At 73.0% G+C, this 23,833-nt stretch carries 19 protein-coding genes; 11 read left to right on the plus strand and 8 right to left on the minus strand.

Annotated features, from left to right (window positions below; translation table 11 throughout):
• Nucleotides 1–41: 41 nt before the first annotated feature.
• Nucleotides 42–1,487: a PP2C family protein-serine/threonine phosphatase gene (locus VT52_RS18190; protein ID WP_046426214.1), complete on the minus strand. Its 1,446-nt coding sequence runs from the start codon at nt 1,485–1,487 to the stop codon at nt 42–44.
• A 362-nt stretch (nt 1,488–1,849) separates the two neighbouring features.
• Between VT52_RS18190 and VT52_RS18195 the strand changes: the two genes are divergently transcribed.
• Both VT52_RS18195 and VT52_RS18200 read left to right on the plus strand, forming a co-directional pair.
• The gene (locus tag VT52_RS18195) at nt 1,850–2,263 is read left to right on the plus strand and encodes an SsgA family sporulation/cell division regulator (RefSeq protein WP_046426212.1); all 414 of its coding nucleotides are present in this window, start codon (nt 1,850–1,852) and stop codon (nt 2,261–2,263) included.
• Nucleotides 2,264–2,414: 151 nt separating this feature from the next.
• Entirely contained in the window at nt 2,415–4,439 is a 2,025-nt protein-coding gene (locus VT52_RS18200) for a phosphocholine-specific phospholipase C (protein ID WP_046426209.1), read from the plus strand.
• On the opposite strand, the gene VT52_RS18205 is transcribed toward VT52_RS18200, so the two are convergent.
• On the minus strand, nt 4,429–5,454 hold the full coding sequence (locus tag VT52_RS18205) for a Gfo/Idh/MocA family protein (RefSeq protein WP_079175108.1): 1,026 nt from the start codon (nt 5,452–5,454) through the stop codon (nt 4,429–4,431). The genes VT52_RS18200 and VT52_RS18205 overlap by 11 nt on opposite strands.
• Before the next feature lie 78 nt (nt 5,455–5,532).
• On the minus strand, nt 5,533–6,627 hold the full coding sequence (locus tag VT52_RS18210; RefSeq protein ID WP_046426207.1) for a baeRF3 domain-containing protein: 1,095 nt from the start codon (nt 6,625–6,627) through the stop codon (nt 5,533–5,535).
• Between the two features lie 416 nt (nt 6,628–7,043).
• On the opposite strand from VT52_RS18210, the gene asnB reads away from it, so the two are divergent.
• Complete coding sequence (asnB, locus tag VT52_RS18215) at nt 7,044–8,885, plus strand: asparagine synthase (glutamine-hydrolyzing) (RefSeq protein ID WP_046426205.1); 1,842 nt, start codon at nt 7,044–7,046, stop codon at nt 8,883–8,885.
• 26 nt (nt 8,886–8,911) lie between these two features.
• Here asnB and VT52_RS18220 read toward each other — a convergent pair whose 3' ends face one another.
• Both VT52_RS18220 and VT52_RS18225 read right to left on the minus strand, forming a co-directional pair.
• The gene (locus tag VT52_RS18220; protein WP_240509797.1) at nt 8,912–9,673 is read right to left on the minus strand and encodes a DUF4232 domain-containing protein; all 762 of its coding nucleotides are present in this window, start codon (nt 9,671–9,673) and stop codon (nt 8,912–8,914) included.
• Between the two features lie 57 nt (nt 9,674–9,730).
• Entirely contained in the window at nt 9,731–11,356 is a 1,626-nt protein-coding gene (locus VT52_RS18225; RefSeq protein ID WP_046426204.1) for an alpha/beta hydrolase, read from the minus strand.
• Nucleotides 11,357–11,653: 297 nt separating this feature from the next.
• Here VT52_RS18225 and VT52_RS18230 point away from each other — a divergent pair, with 297 nt between their 5' ends.
• The 3 genes from VT52_RS18230 to VT52_RS18240 all read left to right on the plus strand — a co-directional run bounded on the left by VT52_RS18230 (nt 11,654) and on the right by VT52_RS18240 (nt 14,561).
• Complete coding sequence (locus VT52_RS18230; protein ID WP_046426202.1) at nt 11,654–12,301, plus strand: chaplin; 648 nt, start codon at nt 11,654–11,656, stop codon at nt 12,299–12,301.
• Nucleotides 12,302–12,869: 568 nt separating this feature from the next.
• Entirely contained in the window at nt 12,870–13,724 is an 855-nt protein-coding gene (locus VT52_RS18235) for a GNAT family N-acetyltransferase (RefSeq protein WP_046426201.1), read from the plus strand.
• Nucleotides 13,725–13,775: 51 nt separating this feature from the next.
• On the plus strand, nt 13,776–14,561 hold the full coding sequence (locus tag VT52_RS18240; RefSeq protein ID WP_046426224.1) for a GNAT family N-acetyltransferase: 786 nt from the start codon (nt 13,776–13,778) through the stop codon (nt 14,559–14,561).
• A 7-nt stretch (nt 14,562–14,568) separates the two neighbouring features.
• Here VT52_RS18240 and VT52_RS18245 read toward each other — a convergent pair whose 3' ends face one another.
• Nucleotides 14,569–14,832, minus strand: a complete 264-nt coding sequence (locus VT52_RS18245) for a GlsB/YeaQ/YmgE family stress response membrane protein (RefSeq protein ID WP_046426223.1) — start codon at nt 14,830–14,832, stop codon at nt 14,569–14,571.
• A gap of 226 nt (nt 14,833–15,058) precedes the next feature.
• On the opposite strand from VT52_RS18245, the gene VT52_RS18250 reads away from it, so the two are divergent.
• Nucleotides 15,059–16,525 carry a M6 family metallopeptidase gene (locus VT52_RS18250; protein WP_046426199.1) on the plus strand — a complete coding sequence of 489 codons (1,467 nt, stop codon included), beginning with the start codon at nt 15,059–15,061 and terminating at the stop codon, nt 16,523–16,525.
• 49 nt (nt 16,526–16,574) lie between these two features.
• On the opposite strand, the gene VT52_RS18255 is transcribed toward VT52_RS18250, so the two are convergent.
• A complete protein-coding gene (locus tag VT52_RS18255; RefSeq protein WP_046426197.1) occupies nt 16,575–19,316 on the minus strand; it encodes a glycoside hydrolase family 2 protein in 2,742 nt (913 codons plus the stop codon).
• A 175-nt stretch (nt 19,317–19,491) separates the two neighbouring features.
• On the opposite strand from VT52_RS18255, the gene VT52_RS18260 reads away from it, so the two are divergent.
• Together VT52_RS18260 and VT52_RS18265 are read left to right on the plus strand one after the other, a co-directional pair.
• Nucleotides 19,492–20,934 carry an APC family permease gene (locus VT52_RS18260; protein ID WP_079175109.1) on the plus strand — a complete coding sequence of 481 codons (1,443 nt, stop codon included), beginning with the start codon at nt 19,492–19,494 and terminating at the stop codon, nt 20,932–20,934.
• 228 nt (nt 20,935–21,162) lie between these two features.
• Nucleotides 21,163–21,594 carry a GNAT family N-acetyltransferase gene (locus VT52_RS18265; protein ID WP_240509802.1) on the plus strand — a complete coding sequence of 144 codons (432 nt, stop codon included), beginning with the start codon at nt 21,163–21,165 and terminating at the stop codon, nt 21,592–21,594.
• Between the two features lie 155 nt (nt 21,595–21,749).
• Here VT52_RS18265 and VT52_RS18270 read toward each other — a convergent pair whose 3' ends face one another.
• The gene (locus VT52_RS18270) at nt 21,750–22,196 is read right to left on the minus strand and encodes an SPW repeat protein (RefSeq protein WP_046426195.1); all 447 of its coding nucleotides are present in this window, start codon (nt 22,194–22,196) and stop codon (nt 21,750–21,752) included.
• Between the two features lie 261 nt (nt 22,197–22,457).
• Between VT52_RS18270 and VT52_RS18275 the strand changes: the two genes are divergently transcribed.
• Both VT52_RS18275 and VT52_RS18280 read left to right on the plus strand, forming a co-directional pair.
• Complete coding sequence (locus tag VT52_RS18275; protein WP_046426193.1) at nt 22,458–22,835, plus strand: BlaI/MecI/CopY family transcriptional regulator; 378 nt, start codon at nt 22,458–22,460, stop codon at nt 22,833–22,835.
• Between the two features lie 16 nt (nt 22,836–22,851).
• Nucleotides 22,852–23,778, plus strand: a complete 927-nt coding sequence (locus VT52_RS18280) for a M48 family metalloprotease (RefSeq protein ID WP_046426191.1) — start codon at nt 22,852–22,854, stop codon at nt 23,776–23,778.
• Nucleotides 23,779–23,833: the final 55 nt, after the last annotated feature.

Below are 23,833 nucleotides of genomic sequence, written 5' to 3' on the forward strand. Positions count from 1 at the left end.
GCCGGCACGTCCGACGTGCGGTCAGGTGCGCCGGCACCGGCTCACGCCGTGACCCTGGCGACGAGCACGCACGCGTCGTCCACCCGCCCGGCCCCGCCGAACTCCTCCACGAGCGCCCGTACGCAGTCCCGCGCGTCCCGGGCGTCGTCGAACCGCGGGGCGAGGCCCAGCAGCCGGTCCGCGGCCGCCGTCCGGCCGTGCCCGGGAACCAGCCCCTCGGTGTGCAGCAGGAGCAGGTCGCCCGGTTCGAGGATCACCTCGGCCTGTCCGTAGACGGCGCCCGCGGTCGCGCCGAGCAGCACACCCTCGGGGGCGTCGAGCACGCACCCCGTCCCGTCGCGGTACAGCAGCGGGGCGGGGTGTCCCGCCTGCCCCCAGACCAGGGTCCGGGTGGCGGGCCGGTAGCGGGCGCAGACGGCGCTGCCGAGGGCGGGCTGCACCGTGGCGTCGAGCAACTGGTCGAGCAGGCTGAGTAGTTGGCCGGGCTGGGTGCCGGCCATGGCCATCCCGCGCACCGCGCCGAGCAGGGTCGCCATCCCGGAGGCGACGGCCACCCCGTGCCCGGTGAGGTCGCCGACACTGAGCAGGGTCTCGCCGTCGGCCAGTTCCAGGGCGTCGTACCACTCCCCGCCGATCGGTGTCCCGCCGTCCGCGGGCAGCCGGTGCGCGGCCAGGTCCAGGGTCCGCGGGCCCTGGTGCGGGGGGCGCAGGGAGCCGCGCCACGGCGGCAGCACGGCCTCCTGGAGTTCGGTGGCGACCCGGTGCTCGGTCTGCTCCCGCTGACGGTGCCGGCGGAGCGAGTCCTGTGTCTCGCGCACGGTGTGCCGGCTGCGGTGCAGCGTGCTGACGTCGCGCAGCACGGCCCACATGGAGACCGTGCCGCCGTCGGCGCCGAGCACCGGCTCGCCCATCATGTGCACGCTGCGCACGGAACCGTCGGGGCGGCGCACCCGGAACTCGCCGTCGATCGGGCGGCCGTCGATCAGGCAGTCCGTGACCATCGCGGTGAGCTTCGGACGGTCCTCCTCCTCCACCAGTGAGGGCAGCTCGTCCAGGGTGAGGGCGGGCAGCTCCGGGTCATGGCCGAGGATCCGGTACAGCTCCCCGGACCACGACGCCTCGTCCGTCAGCAGGTTCCACTCCGCGCTGCCCACCCGGCTGAGCAGCGCGCCGCGCGGGGTGCCGACGGGTGCCGCGCGGGCGGTCTGCGGCCCGGCGGGCTCCGGGGGCTCCGCGGCCGGGGGCAGGGGCGCGCGTCCGTCGCGCAGTTGGGCCAGATGCGCGTCCACGTCGTCCAGTTGGTGCAGCGCCAGGTCGTACAGGGCGCGCTGCCAGCGTTCCTCGGGGTCCGTGTCGTCGCGGCGGACGTCCCGCCGTACCGCGTCCACGTCGCCCTTGAGCCGCCGCGCCTGCGTGATCAACGCCTCGACCGGGTCGTGCCCGGACGGCTGGGCGGCTGGGCGGTCCGCGGAGACCGGTGACGGCATTTCGCACTCCGAACGAGGGGGACGGCAGGGCCTGGCGGGACGGGGGACCCTGACGACTTTCGCACAGCGCGGGACGCCCCGTAAGGGATTTGGCAACACACGATACGGTGGTGCTTCCGGCATATGCCAGAGTCTTCCCGAAGCGGTCCCCGAGCGTTCCCGGAGTGCCCGATCGGACGGTAAGTCGTAGACGATCTACGGGAGTTGACGGACAAGGTGGTCCTGCGTCGAGGCCCCCGGACCAAGTGCTCGGCCATTCGTTCGACGGCCTTGCGTTCCCCGTCGTTCGGACCGGCCGGTACCTGTCGAACTCTGACCGGATCTGGCGCCATGCGAAGGGCCTCTCCGGACTCCATAAAGGCATGGAGACCACCATCGAACTGCCCGCCCTCGCCTGGCTCGTGACCGCCGAGGACCAGGAGATCCCCCTCACGGCCACCCTGCGCTACACCACGGGCGATCCGCTCGCCGTCTTCGTCGACTTCCCGGCCGAGGCGGCGCTGGAGGGCGAGGACGTCAGCTGGACCTTCGCGCGCTCGCTGCTGGACCAGGGGCTGCGCACCCCGGCCGGACACGGCGACGTGCAGATCTGGCCCCACGGCCGCACCCGGACCGTACTGGAGTTCCACTCGCCCTTCGGCCTCGCCCTGCTCCAGTTCCCCACCTCCACCCTGCGCCGCTTCCTGGTGCGCACCTACGAGGTGGTCGCGGCCGGCCAGGAGGACATGGCCGCGGTGGTGGAGCGGGGGCTGAACGCGCTGTTCGGAGGGGTGTGAGGCGTCCGCCCGAGTTGTCCCGGCGTGCCCCGGCCGGTTTTGAATATTGTTCACCTTCGCCTCACCGCACGGGTATGGACCCCGACGAACGGCGCGGGCACCCTGGCCCGCGGTGTGCCGCAGGGGCACTCCCGTGACCGAGGACGGACGAATGACACCGATCAGCCGAAGGGGCTTCGTGGGGCTGGGCGCATCCGTGGCGGCGGGAGTGGCGCTGGGCGCCACCACGCGCACGACCGCGGCGGCCGCCACCACGGCGACCGGCACGATCAAGGACGTCAAGCACGTGGTGATCCTGATGCAGGAGAACCGCAGCTTCGACCACTACTTCGGCCGCCTCAAGGGCGTGCGCGGCTTCGACGACCGCAGCGGCATCACCCTCGGCGGCAACCACTCCGTCTTCGACCAGCCGAACCTGCTCTCCCGGCAGTACCCGTGGAAGCTGAGCTCCACCCCGTCGGTGTTCGGCAAGGACGGCGAGACCCTCGCGCAGTGCAACGGCGACCTGCCGCACTCCTGGTCCTCGCAGCACTCCGCCTGGAACAAGGGCCGCCTGGACAACTGGGTCCTGGGAGTCGGCAACGTCCGCTCGCTCGGCTACCTGGACCGCTCCGACATCCCGTTCCACTACGCGCTCGCCGACAACTACACCGTCTGCGACGCCTACTTCTGCTCCACGCTGAGCGCCACCGGACCGAACCGCACCTATCTGTGGAGCGGCAAGGTCGACGCCTCCAGCAACGACGGCGGCGACGAGTCCGGCCTCACCTGGCAGACCTACGCCGAGTCCCTCCAGGCCGCCGGGGTGAGCTGGAAGGTCTACCAGAACGCCTCCGACAACTACGGCGACAACGCCTGCGCCTACTTCAGCAGGTTCGCCGCCGCCAAGGCCGGCGACCCGCTGTACGAGCGCGGCATGTCCTCGGTGCCGAAGGTGACCGGCTCCACCCCGGACGACATCGCCGCCGCCATCAGGGCCGACGTGCGGGCGGGCACCCTCCCGCAGGTCTCCTGGGTGGTGGCCAACCAGGCCTTCTCCGAGCACCCCTACGCCCCGCCCGGCGACGGCGCCCACTTCGTCAACCTCGTCTACCAGGCCCTCGCCGCCGACGAGGACGTCTTCGACTCCACCGTCATGTTCCTCAACTACGACGAGAACGACGGCTACTTCGACCACGTTCCCCCGCCGTCCCCGCCCTCCGGCACGGCCGGCGAGTTCCTCGACGGGGTGCCGTTCGGCTTCGGCTTCCGGGTGCCGATGATCGTCATCTCGCCCTGGACGCGCGGTGGCTGGGTCTCCTCCGAGGTTTTCGAGCACACCTCGGTGCTGCGCTTCCTGGAGACCTGGACGGCCGCCCTCGGCACCCCCGCGAAGTGCCCCAACATCAGCGACTGGCGGCGCAAGGTGAGCGGCGACCTCACCGGCGTGTTCGACTTCGCGCACCCGGTGGGGGGCCCGGTCACGCTGCCCGCGACCAGCGTCATCGGCATCGGCAACTGCGCCGCGCTGCCCAATCCGGTGCCGACCGACAACGCGCTGCCCGCGCAGGAGCCCGGCACCCGTCCGGCCCGCGCGCTGCCGTACCAGCCGGGCGGCTACCTGGACCGCCTGGAGTTCGACGCGGGCGGCAAGACGCTCGCCTGGTTCGTCATGACCAACCAGGGCGGTCCCGCCTCCCGCGCGGCCCACTTCTCCATCCACCCCAACGCCTACCGGGACACCACCCCCTGGCAGTACACGGTGGACGCGGGCGGCACCGCCACCGACTTCTTCAACATCGGTTCGGGCTACGGCGACGGCAAGTACGACCTGTCGATGATCGGCCCCAACCGCTTCCTGCGCCGCTTCCAGGGCGACGCCACCAAGGCGGGCAGGTCCGCCGAGGTGAGCACCCGTTACGCCGTGGAGCCGGGGACCGGGAAGCTCGCCGTCTACTTCAGGATGGCCAACTCCGGTTCCGTGCCGGTGAAGTTCACCATCACCTCCAACCACTACCGCGGCGACGGCCCCTGGACGTACACCGTCGCCGCCGGTGCCTCGGCGGAGGACTTCTTCAACGCCGTCGCGTACAGCGACGGCTGGTACGACTTCACGATCACCGTGGACTGCGACCCGGCCTGGTCGCGCCGGTTCACCGGGCACCTGGAGACGGGCGCCGCCAGCGTCAGCGGCTGACCGCGGCGTACAGGTCCGGGCGCGGGGCCGGTTCGACGGCCACCCGGCCGCCGCTCTCCAGCGCCCGGACCCCCGCCTCGGCGACGAGCGAGGCGGCATAGCCGTCCCAGGCGCTCGGCCCGGTCACCCGGCCCGCCCGGGTGGCGTCCACCCAGTCCTGCACCTCGCGGTCGTAGGCGTCGGCGAAGCGCACGAGGTAGTCCCGGGCCACCTCCCGCCGGGCGCCGTCCGCCCGGGTGACCACCATGGCGTGCTCCTCGCCGACGCGCGCGCTGCCCGCCTCGCACACCGCCTCGCAGCGCACCTGGTAGCCGAAGCCGCAGTTGACGAACACCTCGACGTCCACCAGGACGCCCCGCTCGCTCTCGAACAGCACGAACTGCGGGTCGACCAGCCCCGCGGGCGCGCCGCCGGAGGACACCGGACGCCGCACCGTCACCGCCGTCAGCTCCTCGCCCAGCAGCCAGCGGGCCGCGTCGATCTCGTGCGAGACCGAGCTGTTGATCAGCTCGGCGCTGGTGAACCCGGGCGGCGAGGAGACATTGCGGTGGACGCAGTGCAGCATCAGCGGCCGGCCGAGCGAGCCCCCGTCCAGCAGCGCCTTCAGGCGCAGGTACTCGGCGTCGTACCGGCGCATGAACCCGATCTGCGCCAGCCGCCGCCCGAGCCGCGCCTCGGCCGCCACGACCCGCAGGGCCCCGGCGGGGTCCGGCACCATCGGCTTCTCGCACAGCACCGGCAGGTTCCGCGCGAACGCGGCCAGCAGCGCGGCCTCGTGCGCCGGGCCGGGGGAGGCGATCAGCACGGCGCCGACGCCCGGCGCGTCCAGCGCGGCCCCGGGCTCCGTGTGCACGGCCACCCCGGCGAGGCCCGCGGCGGCGGCCTTGGCCCGCTCGGCGTCGGGGTCGGCGACGGCCGCGACCCGGGCACCGCTGATCACCCGGTCCAGGCGCCGCACATGGTCGGCCCCCATGTTCCCGGCTCCCAGCACCGCCACACCCAGCGGCTCACCCATGCGCGCTCCCTCACGTCGACGATCACGCGTAGCGTACGTCGGCGGGGGAGCGCGTACTCAGGGGGCCGCGGGGGCGGGTCAGAACCGCAGCACCCCCGCGATCCCGTCCTCCTCGCCCAGCGTGCCGTCGGGCACGAAGCGGACGTCGGCGCCGGTCTCCAGGCACTGCTCGACGATCTCGTCGACGATGTCGTCGCGGGCGTCCAGATCGCCGGGCTCGGCCGGCACCAGGTGGTCGCCGTCGTCGCGGACCACGGCCCGGAAGCCCTCCTCCACGGCGAGCAGCCGCACCCGGCCCTCCCGGGCGCTGAGCCACAGCTCGTCCAGGCCCGCGGCGAAGGTGCGGTGGCCGCGCGCCGAGATCAGTTCCTCGACGATGGAGTGGGCGCCCTTGGACTCCTCCGCCTCCAGGACCGGCCGGATGGCCTGCCAGACGGCTTCGGGACCCGAGTGGGCTAGCCCGCCGTGCCCCACGTGCACCGCGCCCCTGGAGACCGTGCCGGCCTCGTCCAGCAGGGAGAGCGCCGCCCGGTCGCCGGTGACGTACAGCGGGCGCGGCTGCTCGCGCAGGACGGCGGCCATCGCGTTGTCCGCCTCGCGCAGGAACTGGCGGGTGCCCTCGTCACGGAAGGTGCTCGGCAGATCGCCGACGCGCTCCTGCCGTTCGGCGTCGAAGTTCGTCCGGCTGCGGGTCAGCGGGAAGCCCCCGGTGTGGTCCTCCACCACCCGGTCCGGGCCGCCGCTCCACAGAGTGACCTGGTCGGCCGAGACCGACAGCACCCAGAAGGGCCGCTCCGCCGCCTGCGCGGCGACCAGGTTGCGGGTGATGAAGGTGTCCGCGAGCACCACGCGCTCGGGGACGCTGCGGGCCAGCGACCAGACCTGGTGCTCGCCGGGCGCGGCGAAGATCACCAGGCCGTCCTCGGCGTGCGCGAGATCGACCTCGGCGAGAGCCCGGTCGAGCTGGGCGTCCACGTCCGCCCGCCGTTCCCGGGTCACCGCCGGATCGGCCTCCAGGCGCTTGCGGGCCTCGGCCAGCACATTGCGCAGCCGGACCGGATCCTGGTCGTTGCCGGATCCGCGGCGGTGCGTCGGGGTCAGCACCGACACCGCCGGATAGGGCCGCGGACGCCGCAGTTCGGCAAGGGTTGCGGGACTCAGTGCGTGCTCCATGACAGCACCATAGGGCCGATTCACAGGTACGGCATTCGGGGTATTCCGGACTTGTGGCAGCGGGCCGGGAGGCGGTCGCGGCGCCCCGGTGGCCGGCCCGCCGGAGCACCGAAGGGCTGCCGGTCGCGGCGCCCTGCGACGCGCCTCGCTTGGGGAAATTTTTGCCCGTGGCCGGTTCCCGGCGCCTGTGGCGCTCCGGCCTCGCGATTCCCGGATCCCGCGGAGGCAAAGCGCGGCCGAAACCGCCTGGCGGACGGCCGCGGCCGTGTTGCGTCCGCGTTGACCGGGGCCGGGCGCGGGCGGACGCTCACCATATAGGTGCTCGATACAACTGGTTCGTCGGCCGACGCCGCGGCCCACAGGAAAGCACAGATGAGCGCGGCACCGGCGGTCGGCCGGAGGGCAGGAGGCAGCGCATGTGCGGCATCACCGGATGGGTTTCCTTCGATCGTGACCTGAGCGCCGAGGCCACCACATTGCATGCGATGACCGAGACGATGGCCTGCCGCGGCCCGGACGACCGCGGCACCTGGGCCGAGGGACCCGCCGCCCTGGGTCACCGCCGGCTCGCCGTCATCGACCTGCCCGGCGGCCGCCAGCCGATGTCCCTCACGACCCCCGAGGGCACCGTCGCGCTGGTCTACTCCGGGGAGACCTACAACTTCACCGAACTGCGCCGCGAACTGACTGGCCGCGGCCACCGGTTCACCACCGGCTCCGACACCGAGGTGGTCCTGCGCGCCTACCTCGAATGGGGCGGCGCGCTCGCCGAACGCCTCAACGGAATGTACGCGTTCGCCGTGTGGGACGGCCGCCGCGACGAACTCGTGATGATCCGCGACCGCATGGGCATCAAGCCGTTCTACTACTACCGCACACCCGACGGCGTCCTGTTCGGCTCCGAGCCCAAGGCGATCCTCGCCAACCCGCTGGCCCGCCCCCGGGTGACCCTCGACGGCCTGCGCGAACTGCTCGTGATGATCAAGACCCCCGGGCACGCCGTCTGGGACGGCATGCGCGAGGTGGAGCCCGGCACGGTCGTCACCGTCGGCCGTGCCGGGCTCTCCACCCGCGTCTACTGGCGCCTGGAGACCCGCCCGCACGAGGACGACCGCGACACCACCGTCGCCCGTGTGCGCACCCTCCTGGACGACATCGTGCGTCGCCAGCTCGTCGCCGACGTGCCCCGCTGCACCCTGCTCTCCGGCGGTCTCGACTCCTCCGCCATGACCGCGATCGCCGCCCGGCAGCTCGCCGAGCGGGGCGAGACGGTGCGCTCCTTCGCCGTCGACTTCGTCGGCCAGACCGAGAACTTCGTCGCCGACGAACTGCGCGGCACCCCCGACACCCCCTTCGTGCACGACGTCGCCCTGCGCTCCGGCACCGAACACCAGGACATCGTGCTCGACGCCGAGGCCCTCGCCGACCCCGCCGTGCGCGAAACCGTCATCCGGGCCCGCGACCTGCCGGCCGGCTTCGGCGACATGGACGCCTCACTGCTGCTCCTCTTCCGCGCCATCCGACGGCAGTCCACGGTCGCCCTGTCCGGCGAGTCCGCCGACGAGGTCTTCGGCGGCTACCTCCAGTTCTTCGACGAGGACGCCCGCAGCGCCGACGCCTTCCCCTGGCTGGTGCGCTTCGGCCGCCACTTCGGCGACGACTCCGACGTCCTGCGCGCCGACCTGGTCACGAAACTCGACCTCGACGGATACACGGCCGACGGCTACCGGACGGCCGTCGCGGGCATCGAACGCCTCGCCGGCGAGAGCGACTTCGAGTACCGGATGCGGCGGATGTGCCATCTGCACCTCACCCGGTTCGTGCGCGTCCTGCTCGACCGCAAGGACCGGATGAGCATGGCCACCGGCCTGGAGGTACGGGTGCCGTTCTGCGACCACCGCCTGGTCGAGTACGTGTACAACACCCCCTGGGCCCTGAAGTCCTTCGACGGCCGGGAGAAGAGCCTGCTGCGCGAGGCGGCGAAGGACGTCCTGCCGCGGAGCGTCTACGACAGGGTCAAGAGCCCCTACCCGTCCACCCAGGACCCGCGCTACGCCCGCGCCCTCCAGGAGCAGGCCAAGGACCTGCTCGCCAGGCCCTCGCACCGCGTCTTCGACCTGGTGGACCGGGACCGCGTACGGCAGGCCGCCGAACGCGAGGCCCCGGTGTCCGACCAGGCGGCCCGGCGCGGCCTGGAACGCACCCTGGACCTCGCGCAGTGGCTGGACCTGTACGCGCCGCGGCTCGTCCTCGGCTGAGCGGTCCGGTCCGCCGAGCGGGGCTCTCAGCTCGGGCTCGAGCTGGGGCTGACGCCGGGACTCGGGCCGGTCGCGGCCGGGCTCGTCGGCGTCGCGCCGCTCGCGCTCGGGCTCGTCGGCGCCGGGCCCACCGTGCTCGGGCCCGCCCGGTCCGGCCGGTGCGGGCTCCGCCCGGTCGGGCTCGACGCGGTCGGGCTCGACGCGGTCGGGGCCGGCGTCGGACCGGGCGTCGGGCCGGACGGGGCCGGCTTCGGGCTCGTCCGGGTCCCCGCGCCCAGTCCGAGCGCCCGGTCCGCGGCCGCCGCCGAGGGCTGCCAGGACGTCGTCACCGGCTCCCACACCGGCACCTGGACGCCGGTGCCGAGCCGGGCGGGGGCGAAGACACGGCCCCAGCGGCCCGCCCAGTCGCCGACCGTGACCGACGACGCCCGGCGGGCCTGCGGGTCCGCCGCGCGCACGACGGTGCGCACATCGGCGTGGACGGTCGCGCCCGGCGCGAGCCGCAGCCGGCCGGTGGCGTTGCCCGGCACCGGCAGCGCGGCCCCGTCCAGTCCGCCGAAGGTCACCAGCGGCACCCGGTCGACGGCGCAGGTCCGCCCGCTGCGGTTGGTGACGCTGACGCGCACCACCGTGGGCCGGTGCGGCACGGCCGCCGCCCGCAGCGCCAGCTCCCCCTGGACGCACGGGGCCACCCGTGGGGCCCGGACGGCGGCCTGTCCCGGCGGCGCGGCGAGCCACAGGGCCGCCACGGCGGCCGAGGCGAGGGGTACGGCGATGGCGGCGCGCATGCGCATGATGGTGTCCCTCCGGTCGCGGTCACGGACGCCGGTCGGCGGCCGGTGACGTCATCGGTCGATGCGGTTCGGGAAGACCCTCCACTCCTTCCCGTCCGCCGGGCAGGAGCTGCCGTACGCGGGCAGGGAGCCGTGGAGGAGGAAGTCGTCCACCGTGCGGTGCACGCACACGGAGGAGCCGTAGCCGGTGTGCCCGTCGCCCCTGTTGTCGAGGACGACCGCCGCCGGGCCGAGCCGCTGCGCGGTCCGGACGGCCCACGGGTACGGCGTCGCCGGGTCGCCGCGGGTGCCGACGAGCAGCATCCGCGGGGTGTCGACGTCCTTCACCCGGGCGCGGATGAAATCGGTGCCCTTGGGGCGGCCGTAGCACATCAGCACCTGGGTGAGCCGGTAGCGGCCGAAGACGGGGGACGCCTCGTCGTACGCGGCCCGCAGCCGCTTCAGATCCCCGGCGATCCGGGCCGCGGAGGGCCGGTCGGGGTCGTCCGCGCAGTTGACCGCCATCAGGGCGGCCTGGAGGTTGTCGGCCGGTACGTCCTCGGGGGCGACCAGCCCGTCGTGCCCGGGTGCCGGGCGGCCCCGGACCGGCCCGGCGCCCCCGGCGGCGAAGCCCATGACGCCCCGGGGATCGCCGTCCCGGGTCAGGGAGCCCAGCGCCCGCCGCAGCGACGGCCACAGGTCCTTGCTGTAGAGGGCCTGCACGATGGCGGCCACCAGGTCCTGCCCGGAGAACGGGTCGCCGCCGTCGGTCGTGACCGGCCGCCGGTCCAGCGAGCGCACCAGCCGGACCACCGCGTCACCGGCCGCGCGCCGGTCCCGCCCGAACGGGCAGCCGGCGTGCGCCGCGCACCAGTCCAGGAAGTCGTCCAGCGCGGTCTGCTGCCCGCGCGCGCCGTCGATGCCCTGCTCGGCGAGCGACTCGGTCAGGGTGTCCACGCCGTCCAGCGCCATCCGTCCCACGTTGTGCGGGAACTGCGCCGCGTACACCGAGCCGAGCCGCGTCCCGTAGGAGAAGCCCAGGTAGTTGAGCTTGCGCTCGCCGAGGGCCTGGCGGATCACGTCCAGGTCCCGGGCGGCGTTCACGGTCCCTATGTACGGGAGCACGTCACCGGAGCTGCGCGCGCACGCCTCGGCACTCTGCCGCAACTGCCGCAGCAGCGCCTGGGGATGGTCGAGGTCGGCGGCCGCGCCGCTGACGGCCGCGGCCTGGTCGCCGCCGTCGCCGCAGCTGACGGGGGAGGAGCGGCCGACGCCGCGCGGGTCGAAGGTGACCACGTCGTAGCCGCCGGCCAGATCCATGAACTCCTGTCCGCCGTATGCCAGTTCGGTAACGCCCGCGCCACCCGGGCCGCCGAAGTTCAGCAGCACCGAGTGGTGGGACCCGCCGGTGCCGCGATAGCGGCCCAGCGCGAGGTCGAGCGTCCCGGTGCCGGGCCGGGCGTAGTCGAGCGGGACCGTCACCTTGCCGCACTGCATGTCCCGCGGCGCGCCCGGACCCGGGCAGGCGCCCCAGGCCACCTTCTGCCGGTAGAACCGGGACAGGTCGGGGCGGCCCGCCACCGTCACCGGACCCGCGGCAGCGGGTGTGGGCAGCACGGAGCCGAGCAGCGCCAGGGCGAGGACTCCGGTACCCGCACAGCGCCGCACCGCGGACCGCGTGCACAGCTTGGCCAGCATCGATAGCCTCCCGAGGCGCCCGCAGCGGACCGGGACGGCGCCCTTCCGCTCACCATAAGTGGGCCCCGTTCGGCCCGCCTCCGGGCGGGCGGAACCCCATCGGGTGCCGTATGCTCCGCGCCCGATTGGTGATCATTCATCGTCCTTACAATCGTTTCATCAATCCTGCCACTCGATGGGGTGAAAGCCCGTTCGGCCATAACTCGACTGGTTCACCCGCGTTTTACCTGATGCGGGTGACTGCCCGCGAACTTGTCTGGAAGGCAGGAACCAATGAGACGGGCTACCCGAAACGGTGTGATCGCCACCGTCGCCGCCTCCGGTGCGATGGCCCTGGCGTGGCCGGTGTCCGCCGCGTTCGCGGCCGACGGCGCGAGTGCCGACGGTGTCGCGGCCGGCTCGCCCGGCGTGATCTCCGGCAACAGCATCCAGCTGCCGGTGGACGTCCCGGTGAACGTGTGCGGCAACACGGTCGACGTGGTGGGGCTGCTCAACCCGGCCATGGGCAACGCGTGCGCGAACGAGACCGGTGCCGGCACCGGTGGATCGGCCAACTCCGGCGGGGCCGCGGCCAACGGCACCGCCCAGCACTCCCCGGGAGTGATCTCGGGCAACGGTGTCCAGCTCCCCGTCGACCTGCCGGCGAACGTCAGCGGCGACAGCGTCAATGTGGTGGGGCTGCTCAACCCGGTCATGGGCAACACCTCCGTCAACGGCGGCGGTGAGACCCCGAGCCCGCCGGTGGCGCCCACCCCGACGCCACCGGCCCCCGTCAAGTCCCACCCGGCCGTCCCGCACACCCCGCGGCCCGCGCCGGAGCCGGTGACCGCCTCGCTGGCCCACACCGGTACGGACCTGACCGGTCCGGCGGCGGCCGGCAGCGCGGCGCTGCTGCTCGCGGGCACCGTCCTCTACCGCCGCTTCCACCCGACCCGTACGCGCTGACCCCCACCCTGTCCCAGGCCTCCACCGGCCACCGGGCCCCCACCGTCCGGCATACGACCGGACGCCGGCCCGGTGGAGCCTCGCGGCGAACGCCCGCACAGCGGCACCCCGACCCCTCGCAGCCCCGGAAGTACGGTGGCCCGGCGACGGACCCCGAAGGCACCGACGCGCACGCCACCGCCCGCGCGCGCCATCGGCCTCGCCCGGCACCGGCCGCACGCGTACTTTTCCTCCGCGCCCCCGTTCCAGGTCTTCTTCGTCGCGCCGACCGCCCTCGGCCCCCGGTCGCCGTCCCGCTGCTGTCCGCGCGTCCGGCGGGCGTCCTGCCCGCGGCCCTCGTGACGGCCGCGGCCACCCCCGGTGTCCGGTACGTCCACCGGGCCTGGCCGTCCGGCCACCGCACCCGGTCGCCCTCGCCCCCGCGGTCCCGTCGGCGCGTGCGCTCGCCACCCCGCGGCCGGTGCCGACAGGCTGATCTCCCCGTGGTGCGAAGGCCGTTGATCCGCGAGGATGCTGCGGACGGGCCGTCCGGTACGGTGGCCGGCCCCCGACCCGACGGAGCGCACCGATGATTTCTCCCGCCCCCCACGACCTCGTCGTCACCCGGGCCGGCCTCGACGACTGGCCGGTGATCAGCGGGTGGGCGGCGGCGGAGGGCTGGAACCCGGGACTCGCCGACGGACCCGCGTTCTTCGCCCAGGACCCCGAGGGCTTCTTCCTCGGCCGGATCGAGGGGGAACCGGTCTCGGCCGTCTCCGTCGTCAACTACGGCGCGGACTACGCCTTCCTCGGCTGCTACCTCGTCCGCCCCGAGCTGCGCGGCCACGGACACGGCCTCACCACCTGGAAGACCGCCCTGGCCCATGCCGGCACCCGCGCCGTCGGCCTCGACGGAGTCGTGGCCCAGCAGGACAACTACCGCCAGTCCGGCTTCCAGCTCGCCTACCGCACCGTCCGGTTCACCGGCACCGCCCTCACGGGGGACACCCCCGGTGGAGTCCGCCCGGCCGGGGCCGCCGACCTCGCCGCGATCACCGCCTACGACAGTGCCTGCTACCCCGCCGACCGGCCGCGCTTCCTCGCCCGGTGGCTCACCACCCCGGGCCACCGCGCCGTCGTACGCCACCATGACGGGCGCCTCACCGGTTACGGCGTGATCCGCCCCGGCCACGACAGCCTGCGCGTCGGCCCGCTCTTCGCCGACACCGCCGAGGACGCCCGCGCCCTGTTCGCCGCGCTGGCCGCTGAGGCCGCCGGACGTGAACTCGCCATCGACGTGCCCGAGCCCAATGCCGCAGGCGTCGCCCTCGCCGAGGCCGCCGGACTTGCGCCCTCCTTCGAGACGGCGCGCATGTACACCGGACCCGTCCGTGCCCACGCCCAGGGCCGCGTCTTCGGCGTGACCACCCTCGAACTGGGCTGAGCGGGTATTCGCGTTGCCGCGCCCCCGTCCCGCGTGATCGGGTGGGCCGCCATGGACAAGACTCTTATCCTCGCCCAGTACGACCGTGACCTGCGCGAACACGCCGTCCCCGACGGGCCCGGCGCCCGCGTCGAACGCGTCGGGGAGGTGGTGCGGCAACTCGCCGACGCGCACGGCTGGAACGGCGTCCTCTGGTCCGGCCTCGACGAGGCGGACGCGGACGCGGCCATCCAGGAGCAGATCGCCGCCTTCACCGCCCTCGGCCACGACTTCGAGTGGAAGCTCCACAGTCACGACCGGCCCGCCGACCTCGGCTCCCGGCTCACCGCGGCCGGGTTCCGGGCCGAGCCGGCCGAGACGCTGATGGTCGGTGAGATCGACCGGCTCGACCTGGACGCCCGGCTCCCCGAGGGGGTACGGCTGACGGAGGTCGTGGACGAGGCGGGCGTCGACCTGTTCGTCGAGGCGCACGAGAAGGCGTTCGGCACGGACGGCACCCGGATGCGCCGGCGGCTGCTCGACCGGCTGGCCGCCGATCCGGACGCGTTGGTGGCCGTCGTCGCGCTGGCCGGGACGGAAACCGTCAGCGCCGCCCGGATGGAACTGGTGCCCGGTACCCCGTTCGCCGGCCTGTGGGGCGGCGGCACCGCGGAGCCGTGGCGGGGCCGGGGCCTGTACCGCGCCCTCGTCGCCCACCGCGCCCGGATCGCCGCCGCTCGCGGCTGCCGCTACCTCCAGGTCGACGCCTCACCCATGAGCCGCCCCATCCTGGAACGGCTCGGCTTCCTCGCGCTGAGCGTCACGACCCCGTATCTCTACGAGACCAAGGGAAGTTGACGGTAGGTCAACGACGTGCCCTCGCTCGATCGAGTGCGCTGATCCCCACCGCCGCCAGGGCGATCTGGATGAGCCACTCGATCCAGTCGGGCCCCTTGGTGTCGGCGACCCCGATCCCCGCCGCGATCGCGGAGCCGATCAGCGCGGCCACGATGCCGACGACGATGGTCCACAGCACCCCGATGTGCTGCCGTCCCGGCACGACCAGCCGGCCGAGCACACCGATGATCAGGCCGATGACGATCGCGCTGATGATGCCTGAAATCTCCATCTCCACCCCTCTTCACGGCGTAATCCCGTCCCTGGAGAAGGTGCCCGCTGCGGGCGCGTGCAGTCCGGCCCGCTTTATTGCCGGGTCTTTCTGTTCATCCGGGCTTCATGCCATGTACCTTTCAAGCCATCGACGCGTGTAGAACCCTCAAGCAGGTTCTACGCGCGCAGACTTGGCGCCGCAACTCCTTCTCCCCACCCCACACCCCACAACGGAGGTTCGCCGGATGCCCGGATCCCTGAGATCCCGACGCAGAGTCACCACCGCGCTCGCCGGATTCGGCCTGCTCCTGACCGGAGCGGCCGTCCAGGTCGGTGCGAGCGCCCCCGCACAGGCGGCGACCACCCACCGCGTCCTGTTCGACAACGCCCACGCCGAGACGGCCGGCAACGCCGACTGGGTCATCTCCACCAGCCAGCCCGACCCGCTCGGCCAGAACTCCGACCCGCAGTCCGAGACGGACTGGACCGGCGCGCTCTCCTCCTGGGGGGTGGCGCTTCAGAAGACCGGCGACTACAGCCTGAAGACACTGCCTTCCGGCCAGAGCCTGACCTACGGCGGTTCGTCCGCCCAGGACCTGTCGAACTTCGACACGCTGGTCCTGCCGGAGCCCAACACGTTGTTCACGACCGCCGAGAAGAAGGCGATCATGAACTTCGTGAAGAACGGCGGCGGTCTGTTCATGATCTCCGACCACACCGGTGCCGACCGCAACAACGACGGCAACGACGCGGTCGAGATCCTCAACGACCTGATGACGAACAACGGTGTCGACAACACCGACCCGTTCGGCTTCTCCATCGACTCGCTGGACATCAAGTCCGGCTACCCGGCGGCGATCAGCGACAGCACCGACCCGGTGCTGAACGGCTCCTTCGGCAAGGTCACCAACAGCCTGATCGCCGACGGCACGACCGCCACCCTCAAGCCCGCCGACAACTCGGCGGTCAAGGGCCTGGTCTACCGCAGCGGCTACTCGGGCAACACCGGTGCCTTCTTCCTGACCAGCACCTTCGGCGCCGGCCGCGTCGCCTTCTGGGGCGACAGCTCCCCGATCGACGACGGCACCGGCAGTTCCGGCAACACCCTGTACGACGGCTGGAACGACTCCGGCGCCACCAACGCCGCACTCGCCCTGAACGCCACCGCGTGGCTCGCCGGTGACGGCGGCACCAGCGGTGGGGGTGGCGGTGGCACGGGTGGCGGCGGCACCGGCACCTGCACCGCCGGCCAGCTGCTCGGCAACAGCGGCTTCGAGTCGGGCAACACGACCTGGAGCGCCTCCAGCCAGGTCATCACCAACGCCGCGGCCGAGTCGCCCCACTCGGGTTCGTACTACGCCTGGCTCGACGGCTACGGCACGGCGACCACCGACACACTGTCCCAGTCGGTGGCCGTCCCGGCGGGCTGCACCTCGGCCAAGCTGAGCTTCTACCTGCACATCGACACGGCCGAGACCTCGACCACCACCGCCTACGACACCCTCAAGGTGCAGGTGCTGAACAGCTCCGGCACGGTCCTCGGCACCCTGGCGACGTACTCGAACCTCAACGCCGCCTCCGGCTACACCCAGCGCAGCTTCGACCTCAGCGGCTACGCCGGGCAGAACATCACCCTCCGGTTCACCGGCACCGAGGGCTCCAAGTACCAGACCTCGTTCGTCGTGGACGACACCGCGCTCGACGTGAGCTGAGCGCCCGCGCACGCGAGGGGGGTGGGTCCGGCGGGGCCCGCCCCCCTCGTCATGTCGCCGGCACCGTCCGCTCCGCGGTGTTCCACCCGGAGACGCGCACCCGCGGGGCCGTGCCGTGCAGATCGGCCGTCCGGTAGACGGCGGTCAGCGTCACCGACTCGCCCGGCCACAGTCCGACCTCGTCGTCCGACCAGCGCACCGGCAGCACCGGCGCCCCGCGCCCGTCGACCAGATGCACATCCGTCAGCAGCGAGGGCGTCCGCCCGTCCGTGGTGTTGCGCAGGGTCACCGTGGTGGTCGAAGTGCCGCCCTCCGAGCGGGTGGTGGCCGTCGCCGCCACCGGGACCGGCGCCATCGAGGCCAGCCCGGTCAGGTCGGCGTAGCCGGTCGTCGGGGTGTACCACCAGGTGGTGCGCGGCCAGTCGAGTGTGTCCTGCTCGCTGGAGAGCCAGTACACGTTCCGGCTCACCTCCCGGCCGCCCGCGTCGGTCAGCACCAGCCGCAGCAGGTACGTCCGGGCCAGTCCGGGCACCGAGCCGGGCAGGGTCAGCGCGGTCGTGTGGGCCCCGTCCCCGGCCACCGACAACCCGGCGGCCGCCCCGTCGTACCGCAGGGTGCCGTCCGGGTCGAAGAGCGTGGCCCGCGCGGTGAGACCCCGCTGGGCCGTGTGCCGGTTGTTCACCACGGTCACCGAGCGGTCGTCGTACCCGTACTGGATGTGCAGCGGCTCGTTGGCCTTCTTCGCGCCGAAGTAGGCGCCGCCCTGGTCGAGATAGCGGTCCGTCAGCTGCCAGTGCAGGGACGTCCATCCGCTGTTGAACATCCAGTGGATCACCCCGGTGGCCGGCTTCTCGGGGTCCGTCGCGTTGCGGCCGTACGCCTCGAACTGGGCCCGCACGTTCTCGTACTGGGCCAGCTGGGCCTTGCGGACGTAGTCGGCGAGGCCGGTGGGGGTGCCGTAGCGGGCGGCGAGCGCGGCGTCGTAGAGCGACAGGGTGCCGAAGGTGGCGGACGGCGAGCGGTGGTACTGCCTGGCCCCGGGGTCCCGCCAGAGGCTGTCGAGCTCGGCCGGGGTGAGCATCCGGCGCAGGGTGTCCAGGGTGGGGATGCTCGGGCCGGCGCTGGTCTCGGAGTTGAAGCCGGTGGCCCCGCCCTCGCGCTTGGCGTACCAGTACGCCGGCGGCACCCAGTCGTAGGGGCCGGTCATCTTCATGCCCGAAGGTCCCAGCACGGGCGAGGACCTGTCGGAGGCGGACGAGACGACCGGGAGGTTCCAGTCGGCGGCGCGCAGGGCGTCCAGGTAGTTCTTCTCGATCGTCGCGTCGGGCGCGAAGTCGCTGCCGATCAGGAAGGAGATCACGCTCGGGTGGTCCCGCAGCCGGGCGGCCTCGGCGGCCATGGACGCCTTCGCCACCGGATAGTCGGCCGGGGTCCACTTCTCCCCGTTCTCCGTGCCGTTGACCTGCCCCTCCCACTTGGTGCAGCACTCCCAGCCCGGCAGTGTGAGCACCCCGAGCCGGTCGGCCAGCCGGAAGAACTCGTCCGGCTCCAAGTGGCCCTCCAGGCGCAGGGTGTTCAGTCCGAGGTCGACGGCGTACCGCAGCCGGTCCTCCGCGTAACGACGGTCCCAGCGCAGGAACTCGTCCGGCGACCAGCCGCCGCCCTTGATCAGCAGCGGGCGGCCGTTGATCCGGTACTGTCGGGCCCCGGCCGCGTTCAGCGGCGCCTGGACGTCGCGGACGCCGAAGGACTCGTGCGCGGTGTCCGAGACCGTGCCCGACACGCGCGCGGTCAGATCGAGGTCGTACAGCGGCTGTCCGCCCATCCCCGCCGGCCACCACACCTTCGGCGCGGTCAGGCGCAGCGCGGGCACCTCGGCGGGGGAGAAGGTGACGGTCCGCGTCTCGTGCGCGGCGAGCCGGACCGTCCCGCCGAAGCGCGTCGCGCCGATGGCTCCGGTGACCTCGGCGGTGACCGCCGTGCCGGAGTCGTTGCGGGCCCGCGCCCTGACCGTGAGGTCGGCGGTGGCGAGGGACGGCACCGCCAGCTTCGTGACCACGTGCGCGTCGCGCAGCGCCACCGGGCCGCCCCGGCGCACCAGGACGTCCCGGACGATGCCCATGTTCCGGTCGGGCGGCGGCTGGAGCCAGTCCAGCCAGCCGACGGTCAGGTCCTTGCCCGGATCGTTGGGCCGGACACGGAAGGCGACGGTGTTGACGCCGGGGCGCACCAGGGCGGAGACGTCCAGCTCGTGATGGGTGTAGGCGCCGGTCACGTCCCGCGCGGGGGCCACCTGGCGGCCGTTGACATAGACGTCGGCCGCGGAGACGACCCCGCTGAAGTCGAGCAGGGTGCGCCGCGCGGTGTCGGCGACGGTGAAGTCGGAGCGGTACCACCAGGGCACCTCGAAGTCGGCCTTCGGGATCTTCGCCAGGTTGGTGGAGCGGAAGGGGTCGTCGTACGCGCCGACGGCGAGCAGCGCGGCCAGCACCGTGGAGCGCGGGCCCGCCGGGTACCAGCCGCGCGCCGCGTAGCCGGGGGAGGAGACGGCCGCCGGTGAGTCCTTCACCTTCGCCGTGGACTGGATGGCGAAGCCGGCGAGCGGGGTGGTGGTTCCGGCGGCCGAGGACACCTGGGTGATCCGGGCGGGTGCCTTCAGCTCCGCGACCGGCCGCAGCGGCGGCGCGGGGGCGTGCGGGTCGGTCCAGGCGCCGGTGGTCAGGTAGCCCAGCAGGGCGAGGAGTCCGGTGGCCGTGGCCAGCCGATGGCCGGGGGCGGGGCGAGGGAACACAGACGGTCTCCAGGCTCGTAAAGTTAGGAAACTTTACTAACCGGGCTTAAGCTAGGTCGCCGCCACGGGGCTGTCAACGACCGTCGCCACGGCGTCCGCTGAATGCCCGTCAACCGCCTCCACCCGGCGCGCGGATCCTCGTAAGGTCTCCTCCCCGACGCCTCCAGGAGTCCCCATGTCCGGTAGCCCGCCGCCCCCGGGCGGCTTCGTCCGCCGGGTCGGGCTGTTCCAGGCCACGGCCATCAACATGAGCCAGATGTGCGGCATCGGCCCGTTCGTCACCATCCCGCTGATGGTCGCCGCGTTCGGCGGGCCCCAGGCGGTCGTCGGATTCGTCGCGGGCGCGGTGCTGGCGCTGTGCGACGGGCTGGTCTGGGCCGAGCTGGGTGCCGCGCTGCCCGGCTCCGGCGGCAGTTACGTCTATCTGCGCCAGGCCTTCCGGTACCGCACCGGCAGGCTGATGCCGTTCCTGTTCGTGTGGACGGCGATGCTGTTCGTGCCGCTGATCATGTCCACGGGCGTCGTCGGTTTCGTCCAGTACCTCGGCTATCTCGCCCCCGGCCTCGGCGGCCCGGCCGGCGACGTCGCCGGCCTCGGTGTCATCGCCCTGGTCGTGCTCCTGCTGTGGCGCGGAATCGAGCACATCGCGCGGATCACGGCCGTGATGTGGACCGTGATGATCGCCTCGGTGGTCCTGGTGATCGCCGCCGCCGCGACGGACTTCAGCCCGCTTCTGGCCTTCACCTACCCGGCGGGCGCCTTCGACCTGACCGGCGGCCGCTTCTGGACCGGCTTCGCCGCGGGCCTCACCATCGGCGTCTACGACTACCTCGGCTACAACACCACCGCCTACATGGGCGCCGAGATCAAGGACCCCGGCCGCGTCCTGCCGCGCTCCGTCGTCTACTCGATCCTCGGCATCATGGCGATCTACCTGATGCTCCAGATCGGCACGCTCGGCGTGGTCGACTGGCACCGGATGAGCGATCCGGGCGACATCGCGTCCACCTCGGTGGCCTCGGCCGTCCTGGAGCGGACCTGGGGCAGGGGCGCCGCCGACACGGTCACCGTGCTCATCCTGATCACCGCCTTCGCCTCCGTCTTCACCGGCCTGCTGGGCGGCTCCCGGGTGCCGTACGACGCCGCGCGCGACCGGGTCTTCTTCCGGCCGTACGCCCGGCTGCACCCCCGGCACCGCTTCCCGACGCTGGGGCTGGCGACCATGGGCGTGATCACCGCGGCCGGCTTCCTCGTCGGCCGGCACACCGATCTCGCGACCCTGATCCAGCTGCTCACCACCGTCATGGTGATCGTGCAGGCGCTGGCCCAGATCGTCGCCCTGACGGTGCTGCGCTCCCGGCGGCCCGATCTGCCCCGCCCCTACCGCATGTGGCTCTACCCGCTGCCGTCCCTCGTGGCCTTCGCCGGCTGGTGTGTGATCTACGCCTGCGCCGACCGCAACTCGCCGGGCCGCCATCCCGTCGAGTGGTCCCTGGCCTGGCTGGTCCTCGGCTGCGCGGCCTTCCTGGTCTGGGCACGGCGGGAGCGGGTCTGGCCGTTCGGGGCGAAGGAGACCGACGAGGAGTGCCAGGTCGGACGGGACACCGAGACGGTGTGAGTCCCGGTGGGCTAAGATCAGAACAGCGTGATGAGCCTCCCCGGCCCGGACGGAAGTCCGCCGGGGAGGCTCTCGTTCATGACCGAGAACGTGAACGAGACCCTGACCACCTTGACCGAGTCCACGGCCGGACCGACGGCCCGTTCCGCGGCCGGATCCCCGCCCGCGGACGTCCGTGTCCGTCCCGCCACCGACGACGACCGGGCCGCCGTCGAGCGGCTGTGGCTGATGTTCCGCCACGACATGTCCGAGCATCAGGGCGGACTGCCCGCGGCCGACGGCACGTTCCGCAGCGAGCGGCTGGAGGCCGCGTTCGCCGGCGACGGCTGGGCGGCCTACCTGCTGACCCGCGGGGACCGTCTCGCCGGCTTCGCCTTCGTACGGGGGCTCGACGGGCCGGTGCGCGTGCTGAACAGCTTCTTCGTGGTGCGGGGCGCCCGGCGCGGGGGAGTCGGGCTGAGGGCCGTACGGGAGGTGCTGCGGCGGCATCCGGGGCGCTGGGAGGTGGCCTTCCAGCGGGACAACGCGGGCGGGGCGGCCTTCTGGCACCGGGTCGCGCAGGAGGTCGCGCCGGGCGCGTGGAGCCTTGCCGAGCGGGCGGTGCCGGGACGGCCGTCACTGCCCGCGGACCTGTGGCTGAGCTTCACCGTGAGCGGCTGAGCGGGCCCGGAGGAGAAGCGCACGAGGGCGAGGGGGAGGGCCGGTCCGCTGGGCGCACCGGCCCTCCGTCCTTCTTCCTTCCGTGTTCTTCTTCTCTTTCTCGTTCTCGACGATCCGCTCCTTCCTCGCGCGTTCTCGTCGTTCTTCCTTCCCCGCTAGGGCCTGGGCGTGCTCTTCGTGGCCTTCGCCGATGTCGCGGCACAGACGATTCCGAGGAGGAGGGCCAGTGCGCCGATCACGACGTTGTTGATGATCACACCGGCGTCCGGGGCGCTCCCCACGATCCACGGGGCGATGATCATCCATACGCCCAAGGCGCACATCGCCCAGCTGAGGCCGTACATCCGCTCGGGGGCCCTGGTGAATCCCAGCGCCAGCAGCCCGATCGCGATACCCATGATCAGGTTGTGGGTCATGAGCGCCGGCTGGCTGGCGGAGTAGTGCACGATCCAGGGCGACGCCGCGCAGTACAGGCCGAGCAGGAACACCGGCCCGTCCACGAGCGCCACATCACGACCGCCGAGCATGCGGGCGTAGCGTTCCCGCATTTCGGTGACATCGGGGTGGGTCGACATATCACCCCTGTGCGAGACGTTGGCCATGACTTTCGTCTCCTTCGAATGCGCAGGCCAGACCGCTTATGGGTGCGGTGTTCAGCGAGCACCGCACTTCCCATTTTGCGCTTGTTCGCGGTTTATGTGTAGCGGTAGCGAGCTTTGTCATGTATGTGGTGATGCCGAAGGGGTCGGCCGGAGGTGTCGTCGTGGCCGCGGGCGATGCGCCGGCGGGAGGGAGACGTGGCTTGTGACTACCATCGTGTAGACGGTCCGCAGACGGACGACGAGGAGGGTGAGGACGTTTCCATGACCGACGGCAAGGACGAACGGCGGCCGGCCGGTGGACTAGAGGCGAGCGTCATGGCCGCGCTCTGGGCCGCCGACGGGCCCCTGACCCCCGGTCAGGTCCAGTCCGGCCTGGGCACGGACCTGGCGCGTACGACGGTGACGACGATCCTCAGCCGCCTGCACGACAAGGGCGTCGTCGAGCGGCAACGCAGGGGCCGCGGCTTCGTGTACTTCCCCGTCCGGGAGGTCCAGGACGCCCACGGCCTCACCGCCCGCCGGATGCACACCGAGCTGGACCGGGACAGCGACCGGCAGACCGTGCTCGCCCGCTTCGTCGCCCAGCTCAACCCGGACGACGAGCGTATCCTGCGGGATCTGCTCGAATCCGACGGCTGATGAGGGTCCCCGGCCGATGACCGCCCTGCTCCTGCTGCCCCTGCTGCTGCCCTGCGCCCTGCCGGTGCTGGCCCGGCGGGCCCTCGTCCGGCTGGCCCCGGCCGCCGCGCTGTGGGCCGTCACGGGCTGCGCGGTGGTCCTCGCCGGCTGCTCGCTGGCCGCGCTCGGCGCCTTCGTGCTGATCGGGCTGCTGAGGCTGCCCCTGTTCGCCGCGTTCGGCGAGTTCATCCACCCGCTGCACACCGCCCCGGCCCTGGTCGTGGTGCCGGCCGCCGCCACCTCGGTCGGTGTCCTCGCCGTCTGCTGCTGGACCCTCGTGCGCTCGGTACTGCGCCAGAGCCGGGCCTTCCGCGTCGCCCGCACCGAGGCCGGGCGCCGGCCCGCCGCCGGTGATCTGTGCGTGGTGGACTCGTCCCGCCCCGACGCCTACGCGCTGCCCGGCCGTCCGCACCGCATCGTCGTCACCACCGCCATGCTGCGCAGCCTCGACGGGCCCGAGCGAGAGGCGCTGTTCGCGCACGAGCGGGCGCACAACGAGGGCGGCCACCACTACTTCCTCGCCGCCGCCGAACTCGCCGCGCACTGCCACCCCGCGCTGCGGTCGGTCCGTACGGCCATCCGGCTCGCCGCCGAGCGGGCCGCCGACGAGGCGGCCGCCGCGCGGGTGGGGGACCGGCGGCTGACCGCGCGGGCCATCGCCCGAGCCGCCCTCGCCGGGCAGACCCCCGGCACCCCGCGGCCCGACTTCGCGGCCGCGGCGACCACGGGCCCGGTACCGCAGCGGGTCCAGGCACTCCTGGGTGTGCCCGGCCGGCCCCGCGCGGGCCGGGCCGTCGCAGCGCTGCTCATCGCGTGCACCGCGCTGTCCGGTGCGGCCTCCGCGGCCGGGCTGGTGGACTTCCACCACCGGGTGGAGGTGGCGCAGGGCGAGACGGCGCCCTGACGCGGCCGGCCGGGGGCGTGCCGGCGCGAACCCGGCCGACCTGGCGCGAACCCGC

Origin of the sequence: Streptomyces malaysiense (genome assembly GCF_000980885.2) — a bacterium.
Taxonomy (GTDB): Bacteria; Actinomycetota; Actinomycetes; order Streptomycetales; family Streptomycetaceae; genus Streptomyces; species Streptomyces malaysiense.